Origin of the sequence: Paenibacillus sp. FSL H7-0716, assembly GCF_038002705.1 — a bacterium.
In the GTDB taxonomy this organism is placed as follows: Bacteria; Bacillota; Bacilli; order Paenibacillales; family Paenibacillaceae; genus Paenibacillus_AQ; species Paenibacillus_AQ odorifer.
Genome location: NZ_JBBODA010000003.1, coordinates 334,497 through 347,353, shown reverse-complemented (window position 1 = coordinate 347,353; position 12,857 = coordinate 334,497). Strand labels below are relative to the sequence as shown.

Below are 12,857 nucleotides of genomic sequence, written 5' to 3'. Positions count from 1 at the left end.
AAAAATACGCCGAATCCTTACTTGATATTTCGGTTCACAATAGTTTGTCTGTTAATCAGAAAGTTTTCGAAGCGGATTTTTTTTGTCAGAAGGAATAATAAAACTCACAGAAGTTCCTTTCCCTTCGGCGCTTTTAATCTGCAGCCCTTTTCCGTAGACCCGCAACAGCCGTTTATGTGTATTTAAAAATCCGATTCCTCTTACATCATTAGACGGATTGCTGAGCAACTGCTGGAGTTGTTCGTTTTTCATGCCTTGGCCATTGTCTGATATCGTGATTTCAATATCGCCAGCTTGTTCCTTGAGGGCTATGGACACCGTTCCTCCTTGGGAGCGACTCAAAATACCGTGCCGGACAGCATTTTCAACCAGTGGCTGTATAGTCAGAGGCGGCAGCTGAAAATGCAAGCTTTCCTCATAATCCCAATGAATGGTCATCCTATCTTCAAAGCGCTCCTTCTCTATGTAGAGGTAGGCATGAACAAGCTCAAGCTCTCGTTCAATCGGTATCATAGGCTCAGCATTCAGGAAATTGAAGCTTAAACGCAAATAAGAGCTGAAGGCATCTACAAGTTGGCTCATTCTATTAATATCAAAAGAAGCCAGCGCGGATATTGAATTTAATGTGTTAAATAAGAAATGCGGTTGTATTTGCGCCTGAAGATAGGCAGCTTCCACACGAAGCCGTTCGTTTACGGACTGCTTTAGATCTGTTAAGGAGCGTACCCGGGCCTTCAGCTCTATTGCATTCATAGGCTTCATTACATAGTCATTTACACCTGAAATGAATCCGGTATAAATATCTTCTGGTTGGTTTCGTGCCGTCAGAAGCAAAATGGGAAGCTCAGCTATGGTATAACGTTCACGAATTCTATGCGCCAGTTCATACCCGGACATTTGTGGCATCATTACATCTGTAATAATTAAATCCCACTGAACGGTATCCAGCAATAGTAAAGCATCGTTTCCGCTGGTCACCGTAACGATTTCATAGTCCTTGATGGAAAGTACGCTGGTAAGTATTTTTAGATTAACCGGATCATCATCTACAGCCAGAAGCTTGGGTCTCCTTCCATGGGCTGATGATGCGATACCCGGCGCGGTTAATTTGGATAAAGTGATCATAGATGGCGTGTCCGAGAATTCAGTCATAGAGGGCCGTTCTGAACTCAATACCCGGCTGGTTGAATCGTATAACGGCATTGTGAATGTAAAGGTAGTACCTTCTCCAAGTGTAGAGACTACACTTATTTTCCCGCCGTGAAGTTCAACTAACTGCTTGCTGGTGCTTAATCCAAGCCCGATGCCACCGCTAACTTCGTTCATGCTGGAGTCGCCCTGTTCATAGGGCTGGAAAGCTCTGAGCAACGTCTCCTCGTTCATGCCAAGACCAGTATCCGTAATATGAATCTGCGCCGATTTTTTATGAATATCTGCATGGATTCTTATCGTGCCTACAGTCGTATATTTGACAGCATTTTGAAGCAGATTGAACAAGATCTGAATGAGTCTTTTTTCATCAGCCACAATAGAAGGAAATGAATCTGGTATTTCTGAGATTAGGGTTAAAGATTTCCCTTCCGTTAAGAATTTGAACATATCAAGCACACCCACTGCGAAGGATTGAATCTTAAGTTCTCTGAGCTGCAATTGTATATTGCTTTCACGGAGCTGGGATTGATCCAGCAGATCGTCTACCAGAAGGGACATACGTCTTCCAACGGTAATGAGCAGTTTTAAATTCTCAGCATTTTGATGCGTTACAGTGTCACGCTCGCTGTCCAGGACAGTTTCGGCAATGTTAATGATACTGTACAGCGGATTTTTTAATTCATGTGAGGTGTTAGCCAAAAAAACATCCTTTTGCGTAACACTTCTCTGCAGGCTGTGCGCCAGTTTTTCCGTCTCCTTGGTATTCCAGTGATATCGCTTAAATCCAAAAGTCGCAAAGCACAAAAAGGCGATAATTAGATCAAAAGGATAATAGGTAACGTTGACCCAGTTATAATTCTTGAACATTCCCCAAAGTGTGCTGTTAACGATGGCAAACATAGATAACAACAGGAAAATAGAGCCTTCGTAATTTTTAACAATAGATCTCAGAAAAAGAATTACGACACCTAATGCTAAAACTAATAAATTTATGCCGAAAATCAGTGTGTGAAATTCATAATAGTGAACAACGGGTCCAAATAATATGAACAGGATGTCTGCTACGGACAGGATGGTTAGGATACGAATACTTTTTATTTTTAAATCCGCGAACAAAAGATGTTTGCTTGTCTGCAGGATAAAAATAAATACAGCAATATAAGAGATAAAAAATAGTTTGAAATTCCATTGATAGTTCAAGGGAAATACGTGCAATAAAAGCCTGTCATCATCTATGAGTACGGTAGTTATAGCGGATATTACCAGCAGAAAAAAATAGATCAACATCTTTTGCCGCAGTCCAATTATATATAAAATAACAGCATATACAGCGTGCAGCAGTAGAACAACACATAATAGCAACTGTAGGCTAATAGAGAGCAGTCTTTCCCGTGCTAAAGCTTTTTCGCTGCCAAATACAATTGTTTTAGAAATTCCTCCCGTTTGGGAAAAGGAGTAGTTGGCTACATGGATTACAATTTCAAGTTCACTTTTATCGGTTGTAAAGGATACTGAATAAGGCAGTATGTATGGAATATAGTGCTCTTTATTCTCAGCAGGAGCACCAGAGCTGCCCAGTCGTTCACCATTGACATACACTTCTGAAGAAGAGCGAGCTCCGGAAATGAGAAGACTATAGGATTGCTTCTTATTATTATCTGTAAGCACACGTAGTCGATAGGAGCCGTAGCCATAAGCAGATTTATCGCTACCGCTAAGGGCATCTTTCCAGTTCCCCGGGACTTGTATATATTTTGCAGGAGCAGCAGTTACAGATTGTTCGTTGAATGAAGGAAGCAGCATACCCGGATAGAACTCCCACTGTCCACTTAAAATAAGGAGTTTGTCCTGATTCAATTGTTTATCCCGTAAATCCAACACACCATTGATCAGTGGTGGTTGTGTGGTGTGCGGAGAAATCTTTACCCATAGGATACGGAATCCAGTGAGTATAGTAAGAAACAATGCGATAATTAAGAAGAGTTTTCTTTTAGTCATAGTAGTTAAACATTATTCGACAACAAACTATATATTCCTCTCTTCAGTCTATTTCAAAAAATCCAAAAAAATTTATGTATAGGTTGCAGGGGAGAAGGATTGGCTGGCGTCTAACGTTATGAAGGTGAAGGAGGGGAGAAAGCTGGAAGAGGCAGAATGGATTGCTGCTGTGCTGAACGGTCAACATCAAGCCTTTGGGCATTTGGTGACACGTTACCAAGGCATGGTATACAGAGTATGTGTCAAAATCACAGGAGAAGCCGAATCGGCCAAAGATATGGCCCAGGAGGTTTTTATAAAAGCATATAAAGCGCTCCCCTCCTTCAGAGGACAATCCTCCTTCTCGACATGGCTGTATCGGATTGCCTACCGAACCTGTCTGGACTGGAAACGGGCCAACGATAGGGAGTGGAAGTACCGAAGTGCAGCTGATTACACAGAAAATGATTGGGTAACGTCTCAAACTCCGGAACATGAGGTACTTGAGCAGGAAACATCAGCTGAATTAGGAGAGAATGTGAACAGTCTGGCGGAACCGTACCGGTCGGTCGTCCAGCTGTACTATTTTCAGCGAAATTCCTATCAAGAGATTGCAGAGCAAAAGGGAGTTTCCGTGAAAACAATCGAATCGCAGCTTTATCGAGCCAGACAGATGATGCGTAAACAAAGGGAGGAATGGCGATGAATTGTGCAATAGTGAAGGAATGGATGCCACATTATATAGACGGCCTACTGTCTCCAGAGATGGAGCTGAGTATCCGATTGCACATAGAGTCATGTCCTGATTGCGCAGAGTGGCTGGAGGAAGCCAAAGCAATGTCGGAGCTGTGGTCGGAAATGGATGCTGACAGAGAACAGTTGCAGGCGCAGATGGACTTCCCGGATCTCGCAGCAGATGTTATGACACATATTGAGCAGCTCGAAACAGGGCGCAGATCACGAGCGACTAAGGCGACCAATGCAAGACGTCGTTCTGCCCCAAAAACCTCATGGATTCATTATGGAGTGGCTGCTTGCCTCAGTTTGTTATTGTTGCAGTTTGGGGTATTTGAGAATTTGGCCTATGGTATTACCGAAATAAACGGCCATATGTCGAATTCAGTAACCCAGTGGTTTGGTGGCTTTGGGAGATAGTAATAAAATAATTGAACATTAATAGATGTTTAAATTGGCTAAAGTTTTGCTACCCAAATTTTAGGAGGATGTATTATGATTAAGAAGAGACGTTGGCTCACTTTTATGCTGGCTATGATACCTGGAGTAGGTCATTTGTACTTAGGCTTTAAAAAGCAGGGTTTACAGTTTATGATCGGGGCGTCCTTATGTATAATGTTTATTCCGTCCGAGCCCTTGATCTTCCCGTTTGCCCTGGCGGCGCTGTGGTTTTATCAGTTGTTTGATGCCCTGCAGAAGGCGGCTTGGATGAAAATAACTGCTGCTGAACACGAACGAATGATGTTTCATCCAGACAGCTTCGGAGCCCCTTGGACCATGGGTATGTCCTCTATGCCTGGATATCCACATGAAGAGATCAATCCAGCTTGGGTGGGAATCGGCTGTGTTGTTGCTGGATTCCTCATGTTGGTAATCACAGCTTTCCCTACCCTTTGGGATATGCTGACTGAGATCAACATCGGCACGATCTTATTATCAGTGGGTCTGATTGCGTACGGACTGAAGATGTTAAGGAACAATACGAGAGCATAAGAAACGGGGATTTAACTATGGGGAGATGGAAAATAGGAAGTTTCACAGCAGCCTTGGGCTGCATTGCCCTTGGTGTCATTATCGTGATGGCTCAGTATGATATGATCAGCTATGAGGTGCTTGGTTTTTTATGGCCGGCGTTGTTGGTCTTATTCGGACTTGAGATGTTGATTAGACTTTTTATCAAATCCGATGTCAAAAGCCGTGTAAGCGGCTGGGCCATCCTGTTAATTATTGTGCTGATCGGAGCAAGTGGTGCTCAGACAGTAATGGCCGGAGGTTCACTCAGCAATCTGATCGGTAATACACATCTAACTCCGCTTAGTGGGAATGTGGAAGTGAAAGAGAATATTACGACGCTCAAAATTGTACTTCCAAGTGGAAAAGTAAAGGTTGAGGGTGTAGCTGGAAGCTCTTTGGATTATGAGGGAAGTTTACTGCTGCCTGGAAAATCGCAAAGTGATGCTGAAAGTGCACTAGAAAAGAAATGGAAAGTTAGTACTGAAGGAGATACACTGATTATGGAGCTTGATACCGATCATAATTGGTTCTCTAACATTCAGTTTGGATTCAATACCAAAAGTCCTTATTTAAATGTAAGTGCACCCAATAACCTTGCTGTTGAGGTTGAGACAAGTGATGGCTCTATAGAAGCCTGGAATCTTAAGTCAGGTATAGAGGTTGAGACAAGTAATGGTGCATTAAATATTCATGATATTGTCGGCGAAGTGGATGCACATACCAGCAATGGGTCACTATCCGTACAGAATATCCAAGGTGAAGTTGAACTTGTGAGTTCTAATGGAGCCATAGTATTGGATAACATTGATGGGGCATTGTCAGCCAAGAGCAGCAACGGCAAAATTACTATAAATTCAGCTGTGACCGGAAACTGGAAATGTACATCCAGTAACGGAAAGATTATAGTGGGCTTGCCGGCCGTGTCGGATGCGAAGATTATTGCAGATACAAGCAATGGCTCGCTGAAAGGGAATGTGCCCTGGGATCGGGACGGAGATAGCTATGGTACCGCTGTGCTTGGTAAAGCCACTTATACTGTGGATTTAAGCACGAGTAATGGAAGTGTGACCGTGGACACAGCTGAATAAGCAGGAGTAAAAGGGAGCTGAGGCTTCAGCGAATGGATTCTGCTGAGGCCTCAGCTCCTTTGTGATAGAACTTACCTACCAAGCATACGCTTTAGGGGCTTCACCGCCGGGTCCAGGGAATATTTCATCTAGCCGTTTAAGCACAGCTTCATCTAGCGTAATCTCAAGACTGCGCAACGCACTCTCGAATTGCTCCAGTGTGCGGGGGCCAATAATAGGAGCAGTTACAGCAGGATTAGCCAGTAGCCAAGCAAGAGCGACATTATCCTGTGGTTCTCCTAGCTCTATACATAAGCTGGAAAAGGCTTCAAGCTGGCTCTTGTGCTGCTCTACACGATCTGCATTTCCGCCACTCCGGCTGCCCTCTATTTTTTTGAGTGCATTTCTTCCGAGCAGACCTCCATCGAGTGGGCTCCAAGGAATAATACCTAGCCCCAGATGGCGAGCGGCTGGCAAAACTTCAAGTTCAGGAAGCCGACAGGCCAGGCTGTATTTATGCTGCTCTGAGACTAGTCCAAGAAAACCACGAGCCTTTGCTTCTTGTTGAGCTATGGCGATATCCCAGCCTGCAAAGTTACTGGAACCGACATAACCAATCTTGCCTTGACTCACAGCCAGCTCGAAAGCCCCCCAGAGCTCTTCCCAGGACGTACTGCGGTCTATATGATGCATCTGGTACAATTCAATATGATCGGTCTGAAGACGCTGCAGGGACCCTTCAAGATGGCGGCGAATGATATATGAGGATAATCCTTCTTCATCATTAGGACCATCAAGCTTATCATTCATGGCTCCATAAACTTTGGTGGCTAGTACAACCTTTTCCCGCCGCCCGCCGCCTTGTTTAAACCAGCGTCCGATAATGGTTTCAGTCAGGCCAGAATTTTCGCCCCAGCCGTAAATGTTAGCGGTATCAAAAAAATTAACACCTGCATCCAGTGCAGCGTCCATGATGCGGAAGGCTTCTTTTTCATCCGTCTGCGGGCCAAAATTCATCGTTCCTAGACATAGGCGACTGACCTTCATGCCGGATTTGCCAAGCTTTGCATATTGCACTTCGCATTCACTCCTTTGATAGATGACTTCATATTAATTGTAAACATCTTCAGAACTAAGAGCAAATATGCTCAGCATTGACTGTAGTGGTCTGATCCTCTCTATTTATAGGCTATACCTATCAGCTCAATAGAATCTATATCTTTGTCCTTTACGACTGGGTATGATACAACAATATAAAGAAGAACTATGTCTGTTAGAGCAGAAAACTTGAGGAGTGACTGAGATGAGTGAAGTTAAAAAAATCGCCGTAATCGCAGGGGACGGTATTGGACCAGAAGTTGTAGCAGAAGCGGAAAAAGTATTGAAAGTAACAGAAGAAGTATTCGGTTATGCTTTTGAAACAGAGCATGCATTATTTGGCGGTATTGCTATAGACGAGAAGGGCACTCCGCTGCCGGAAGATACCCTTGAAATCTGTCGTAGCGCAGATGCTGTGTTATTGGGTGCAGTTGGTGGACCGAAATGGGATAATAATCCAAAGGAGCTTCGTCCTGAAACCGGACTGCTTGGAATTCGCAAAGCACTGGGGTTGTTCTCCAACCTGCGTCCAGCTGTCGTATTTGACTGTCTTAAGGATGCTTCGACTTTGAAGCCTGAAGTCCTGGAAGGCACAGATCTTATGGTAGTTCGCGAACTGACTGGCGGGATTTATTTCGGAGATAAATTGCGCCGTCAAGGAGAACATGGTGAAGAAGCTGTGGACACCTGTGTATATAACGTAATGGAAGTAGAACGAATTGTCCGCCAAGCTTTTGAAATTGCCGGCAAGCGCCGTAATAAACTGGCGAGTGTTGATAAAGCGAATGTACTTGAAACTTCACGTTTGTGGCGTGAGGTTGTGAATAAGATTGCTCCAGAATATCCGGAGGTAGAGGTAGAGCATGTACTGGTTGATAACTGCGCAATGCAGCTGCTGCGCCGTCCATCTAGCTTTGACGTTATCGTTACCGAGAACATGTTTGGTGATATCCTGAGCGACGAGGCTGCTATGCTGACAGGTTCTATCGGTATGCTTGCTTCAGCTTCGATGGGTGACGGCAACTATGGTCTCTACGAGCCCGTTCACGGCTCTGCTCCTGATATTGCCGGACAAGGGCTTGCGAACCCGATCGCAACAATCTTGTCGCTGGCCCTGATGTTCCGCCTAACCTTTGGTTATGAGGATGCTGCTGCTGCAATCGAAGCGGCAGTTGCTGCAGTATTGGATGCAGGACACCGTACAAGTGATATCGCCGTGGATAAGAGCAAAGCGATCAGTACAACTGAAATGGGCGACCTGATTGTTGCAGCAATCCGCAAAGCCTAATCTTCTATTTGTAATAATTATAAATAAATAATTGATCTAATCTTGACTTTGATTTTGTGCGATGATACCATTTGTTAAGTAGACAAGATATTCTATTTCAGCATTTTTCAGTATATTGAGAGATACAAATGGTATTTTTTCTTACATAATCAGAGGGAGGATTCTAGCAATGGCGGAACGTTTAGTAGGTAGACCGGCTCCCGATTTTACTATGGAAACCGTATCAGGTGATGGTAAGGATTTTGGTAAAGTAAGCTTGTCTGATTATCGTGGCAGATGGCTCGTATTCTTCTTCTATCCGCTTGATTTCACATTTGTATGTCCAACCGAAATCACAGCTCTCAGTGACGCAGCAGCACAGTTTGAAGCACTTGATACAGCGATTCTCGGCGCAAGCATCGATTCGATCCACAGCCACAAAGCTTGGATTAATACCCCTAAGGATTCCAACGGCCTGGGTCGTTTGAATTTCCCGCTTGCAGCTGATATTACGAAACAAGTTTCTAAAGACTATGGCATTCTGATTGAAGAAGAAGGTATCGCATTGCGTGGCTTGTTCATAATCGATCCTGAAGGCGAATTGAAATATCAAGTTGTTAACCACAATGATGTAGGCCGCAGCGTGGAAGAAACTCTTCGTGTTCTGCAAGCCTTGCAATCTGGTGGCTTATGCCCAATGAACTGGAAGCCGGGCGATAAGAATCTGTAAACTTTAGAACGTTATCATAGTGATCTTTGATATTCTGATTTCTACCTCCTTGCAGAAAATTTTCTGTAAGGGGGTTTTTTGCACCAAAAGATCTTGTATATCTAAATAGATTTGAAAATAGGCGCGAAAAGTTATATTATGTCCTCGAGTGGAGGAATCTCCATTGGGGTAATGTAATACAATAATAAACAATCAAAGGGTTATTTCTAAGGAGGGCGAACAAATATGAGCTTTTGCTGTGGAGCGAGTATGGTAGGAACAAAGGGGACCCTAAAACATTATCGCACGCAAGTCCATAATGTTCCCCTGCTTTTTTGTCCGGTATGTCATCGTGTGGAGGTTCACTACAAGGTCGAGAATGAATATGAGATCTTAGCGGAATATGCACATGGAGATGGTGTTACCGACGTGGACTTTCAGGACTATGTCATGGAAGACGAAACTGCAATATTCGAGAACGTCATTAACGTCGAGAGTGAAGATCCTCTAGCCGTTGTACGCAATCAAATCGATATGGCGCTTGACCTGCTAGCTGTAGCCAAACAGATTGAGGATACCAAGTGGGAACGGGAATTGAAAAAAAGGTTAGCTGTGATGAGTCAGCGCCGTCTACGCCTGCAACAAAAGGCATAAGTTTATTACTAATTTTTTGGGCATGCCCCATTTTTCCATGTAAGCCTCCGCAATCGCGGGGGCTTTTTAGCTTTTTATAATCCTTTTTAGTTTTTCGTGATCCTTTTTAGATTTTTTTAAATCATTTAGGCGAATAAATAGCGATAAATATAATTTGATGTGATGTTTCATATGTCTTTGGAATCATTTTATGAATTTTTTTACCATTCGACAGTTTCTCCGATTGCGTTGTCTAGTTCTCTTGGATATGATTGGAATATAATTGAACCGGTTGGAAAAAGTGCAACGATTACCGAATGTTCTGGCGGCTTCGTCATACACTCAAATACATAGTAATTTGATGTCGCTTAAGCGTCTTCGTCAAATGCAGTAAAAGGGGGAACTTCGTATCGTGATTAGCCAATATCAAGAAAGTCTTCTATTACCGGGAAGAACCTATCAAACTGGACCTGTGGATACTACATACGAGGATGTTCTAGAGAATATTGACAGCGGAATCATGCTTTTTGATGAAGAGGGAGTTATAAGTTTTGTAAATAAGCAAATGTACGGGATGCTTGAGCTTACCCGTCACTCTCTTGTGGGCTGCACATTTTCCCATCTACTGTCTAATGTTCGACTGAGCCGTTCCAAGAAAAAACAAGTAATGCAGAGCTACAGAGAGATGGTATACAAAGGAAAATCAAATTATGAGTTTCTAGACGAGTATGGCCGTTACTGGAAGGTTACTTTATGCTGCGGAGAGCAAATGAAAGGATGTTATTTGTTCACTGTCAAGGAAATCTCGGATTATAAGTTAATCGAACAAACGGCTTACCAGAACGATAGCTTGGCTATGCTAGGCAAATTATCCGCATCTATTGCCCATGAAATCCGGAATCCTTTGACCGCGATCCGGGGATTTATTCAACTGCTTCATCCATACTTGCACCAACTGGGGAAAGAGGAATATGCCAAGATTATATTGGCCGAGATCGATCGTGCGAACGATATAATCCATGAATTTCTGTCCTCCTCTAAGCCGTCAGTTCCGCAGGTGGGGATGATACCCGTGTCGGCATTGCTCAAGGAGGTTGTTCTCCTTACAGAGAGCGAAGCTTTAATGAAAGGCTGCCAGATCAATCTTCAGCCTCTTCAAGAGGACATGGTGATTTCTGGAGATGTCAAACAGATGAAGCAAGTCGTGCTTAATATGATTAGAAATGCAATGGAGGCTGTAGCGGATCGAGAAGATGATTCGATGGGGAAAATCGAGGTTGGTGCCCGCAGAGAAGGCTCTGAGGTCCGTATGTTCATATCTGACAACGGTAAAGGAATGGATATTCGTACACTGGACAGGTTATTTAATCCTTTCTTTACTACCAAAGAGAATGGTACAGGATTGGGTCTTTCCGTAAGTGACCGCATCATCAAAAATCATGGCGGATGCATTTCTGTTAGCAGCAGAGTTAACGAGGGTACTCATTTTGTGATCTCTTTGCCACTAATCCATTAGAATAAGTAATAAGAGGCTGATCCCTGCGGATAATACAGATGCGGAGATCAGCCTTTGCTTATGTTACAATGGGTGTTGGTTTTGGGAAACAAATGGAGGTAATCGCAATGAATATAGAATACAACAGTGGTGTTGCCAACAATGTGCAGGGTGATGCCCTTATCCTTATTACTTCTGAGTCTGAGGTCGAAAATGGAGGCTTTTCCGAGGGCTGGGATGACAGAATTCGCCTATTGGGAAAGGCAGGTCTATTTAAAGGCAAGCTTAATCAGACTTATGTACTACCTGCTGAGAATTCATCTGGTTGTCCTGTTGTTATTTTAGTTGGCAGGGGGGACCAACTTCTCACGACTGAGGATCTAAGGCAAATGGGGGCTCAGACAGCCCGTGCAGCGCTTCGTTTGAAGGCGCTCAAGCTGGTATTTGAAGTGCCGGACAAAATACAGGAGCTTACCGTAGAGAAGGATGTGACTTCTATTGCTTATGCGCTGACGGAGGGACTATTGCTTGGTTCCTATCGTCGGACTACCTATAAGCAGGTGCAGTCTTTTTATACAGGCCCAACAGCAGTTGTTTTCACTATAAAAGAGAAATTAGAGGGTACTACCGGACGGGATTGGACTCAAGGCATTCAGAAGGGGCTAGCTTTTGGTGAGGCCACGAATTTGGCGCGGAGCTTGACCAACATGCCTGGTAATCTATTGACCCCCTCAGACCTTGCTGTGGCCGCTATAGAGGTTGCAGAGCGATATGGCTTTCCTTCTGAGGTGCTGGATGAACGGGAAATTGAGCAAAAAGGAATGGGCGGATTGCTCGCAGTTGGAAAAGGAAGTGTAAACCCTCCACGAATGATCGTCATCCGTTATCAGGGGACAGGGAATTGGGATAACGTAGTGGGGCTTGTAGGGAAGGGAGTTACCTTTGACACCGGCGGGATCTCCTTAAAAAGGGCACCAGGTATGGAAGAGCTGATTAGTGATATGGGAGGGGCAGCGGCAGTACTCGGAGTAATGGAGGCGCTTGGCCGCTTACGTCCACGAATTAATGTCGTTATGGTTATTCCATCTGCAGAGAATATGCCATCTGCCAATGCTTTTAAGCCTGGAGATGTTATTACCTCCATGAGCGGACGAACGATAGAGGTGTTGAATACCGACGCTGAAGGCAGAATTGTCCTGGGAGATGCGCTGACTTATGCTCGGGAATGGGGAGCGAAACGTATTATAGATGTAGCTACGCTGACAGGCGCTGTGTTGTCCACTTTGGGAGATATAGCAACAGGTGCTGTGACTAATGATGAAGCCTTTCTGGAGCGATTTCTGGCCGCTTCAAGCTATTCAGGGGAAAAGGTCTGGCAGCTTCCGGCATACCCGGAATTTCGTGAGATGCTAAAGAGCGAGGTTGCCGATATCCGTAACACTGCTGGAAGATATGGTGGAGCTACTACAGGCGGATTATTTGTAGGTGAGTTTGCTGAGGGCTTGCCATGGATTCATCTAGACATTGCTGGCACTGCATATGTATCTAAAGAACGTGGAGTTAATCCTAAGGGAGCAACAGGTGTCATGGTTCGTTCTATCATTCAGTGGCTGCTGAGTGAAAGCGAGATCTAAACATCCGGAGAGCTGTCCGTTCTAAACAACAAGGGGTGTTCCCTAAACCAGAGTCTGGTTTAGGGAACACCCCTTT

11 protein-coding genes are annotated in these 12,857 nt (G+C 44.2%); 9 read left to right on the top strand and 2 right to left on the bottom strand.

Features of this window, described 5'->3' with window-relative positions:
* Positions 1-51: 51 nt before the first annotated feature.
* Positions 52-3,150 (bottom strand): ATP-binding protein, encoded by a 3,099-nt coding sequence (locus tag MHH60_RS06240; protein WP_076136209.1) that lies wholly within the window; start codon positions 3,148-3,150, stop codon positions 52-54.
* Positions 3,151-3,268: 118 nt separating this feature from the next.
* On the opposite strand from MHH60_RS06240, the gene MHH60_RS06235 reads away from it, so the two are divergent.
* The 4 genes from MHH60_RS06235 (at position 3,269) to MHH60_RS06220 (ending at position 5,966) form a co-directional block, all read left to right on the top strand.
* Positions 3,269-3,835: an RNA polymerase sigma factor gene (locus tag MHH60_RS06235; RefSeq protein WP_051491104.1), complete on the top strand. Its 567-nt coding sequence runs from the start codon at positions 3,269-3,271 to the stop codon at positions 3,833-3,835.
* The gene (locus MHH60_RS06230; RefSeq protein WP_076136210.1) at positions 3,832-4,284 is read left to right on the top strand and encodes an anti-sigma factor family protein; all 453 of its coding nucleotides are present in this window, start codon (positions 3,832-3,834) and stop codon (positions 4,282-4,284) included. Before MHH60_RS06235 ends, MHH60_RS06230 begins: the two co-directional genes overlap by 4 nt.
* Positions 4,285-4,359: 75 nt before the next feature.
* Positions 4,360-4,857, top strand: a complete 498-nt coding sequence (locus MHH60_RS06225; protein WP_076125480.1) for a hypothetical protein — start codon at positions 4,360-4,362, stop codon at positions 4,855-4,857.
* 17 nt (positions 4,858-4,874) lie between these two features.
* Entirely contained in the window at positions 4,875-5,966 is a 1,092-nt protein-coding gene (locus tag MHH60_RS06220) for a DUF4097 family beta strand repeat-containing protein (protein ID WP_036680112.1), read from the top strand.
* Positions 5,967-6,041: 75 nt separating this feature from the next.
* Here MHH60_RS06220 and MHH60_RS06215 read toward each other — a convergent pair whose 3' ends face one another.
* On the bottom strand, positions 6,042-7,022 hold the full coding sequence (locus MHH60_RS06215; protein ID WP_076136212.1) for an aldo/keto reductase: 981 nt from the start codon (positions 7,020-7,022) through the stop codon (positions 6,042-6,044).
* Between the two features lie 226 nt (positions 7,023-7,248).
* On the opposite strand from MHH60_RS06215, the gene leuB reads away from it, so the two are divergent.
* The 5 genes from leuB to MHH60_RS06190 all read left to right on the top strand — a co-directional run bounded on the left by leuB (position 7,249) and on the right by MHH60_RS06190 (position 12,781).
* Positions 7,249-8,331: a 3-isopropylmalate dehydrogenase gene (gene leuB / locus MHH60_RS06210; protein WP_036680106.1), complete on the top strand. Its 1,083-nt coding sequence runs from the start codon at positions 7,249-7,251 to the stop codon at positions 8,329-8,331.
* A 169-nt stretch (positions 8,332-8,500) separates the two neighbouring features.
* Positions 8,501-9,040: a peroxiredoxin gene (locus tag MHH60_RS06205; RefSeq protein ID WP_076136214.1), complete on the top strand. Its 540-nt coding sequence runs from the start codon at positions 8,501-8,503 to the stop codon at positions 9,038-9,040.
* A gap of 225 nt (positions 9,041-9,265) precedes the next feature.
* Positions 9,266-9,673, top strand: a complete 408-nt coding sequence (locus tag MHH60_RS06200) for a hypothetical protein (RefSeq protein ID WP_036680100.1) — start codon at positions 9,266-9,268, stop codon at positions 9,671-9,673.
* Between the two features lie 391 nt (positions 9,674-10,064).
* Positions 10,065-11,168, top strand: coding sequence for an ATP-binding protein (locus tag MHH60_RS06195; RefSeq protein WP_076136215.1), 1,104 nt, complete (start codon positions 10,065-10,067; stop codon positions 11,166-11,168).
* A 107-nt stretch (positions 11,169-11,275) separates the two neighbouring features.
* Positions 11,276-12,781, top strand: a complete 1,506-nt coding sequence (locus tag MHH60_RS06190) for a leucyl aminopeptidase (RefSeq protein WP_076136336.1) — start codon at positions 11,276-11,278, stop codon at positions 12,779-12,781.
* Positions 12,782-12,857: the final 76 nt, after the last annotated feature.

Excerpts from the sequence above, each read along its gene's own strand:
- MHH60_RS06240 (WP_076136209.1), bottom strand. The coding sequence starts at position 3,150 with ATGACTAAAAGAAAACTCTTCTTAATTATCGCATTGTTTCTTACTATA.
- MHH60_RS06235 (WP_051491104.1), top strand. The coding sequence starts at position 3,269 with ATGAAGGTGAAGGAGGGGAGAAAGCTGGAAGAGGCAGAATGGATTGCT.
- MHH60_RS06230 (WP_076136210.1), top strand. The coding sequence starts at position 3,832 with ATGAATTGTGCAATAGTGAAGGAATGGATGCCACATTATATAGACGGC.
- MHH60_RS06225 (WP_076125480.1), top strand. The coding sequence starts at position 4,360 with ATGATTAAGAAGAGACGTTGGCTCACTTTTATGCTGGCTATGATACCT.
- MHH60_RS06220 (WP_036680112.1), top strand. The coding sequence starts at position 4,875 with ATGGGGAGATGGAAAATAGGAAGTTTCACAGCAGCCTTGGGCTGCATT.
- leuB (WP_036680106.1), top strand. The coding sequence starts at position 7,249 with ATGAGTGAAGTTAAAAAAATCGCCGTAATCGCAGGGGACGGTATTGGA.
- MHH60_RS06205 (WP_076136214.1), top strand. The coding sequence starts at position 8,501 with ATGGCGGAACGTTTAGTAGGTAGACCGGCTCCCGATTTTACTATGGAA.
- MHH60_RS06200 (WP_036680100.1), top strand. The coding sequence starts at position 9,266 with ATGAGCTTTTGCTGTGGAGCGAGTATGGTAGGAACAAAGGGGACCCTA.
- MHH60_RS06190 (WP_076136336.1), top strand. The coding sequence starts at position 11,276 with ATGAATATAGAATACAACAGTGGTGTTGCCAACAATGTGCAGGGTGAT.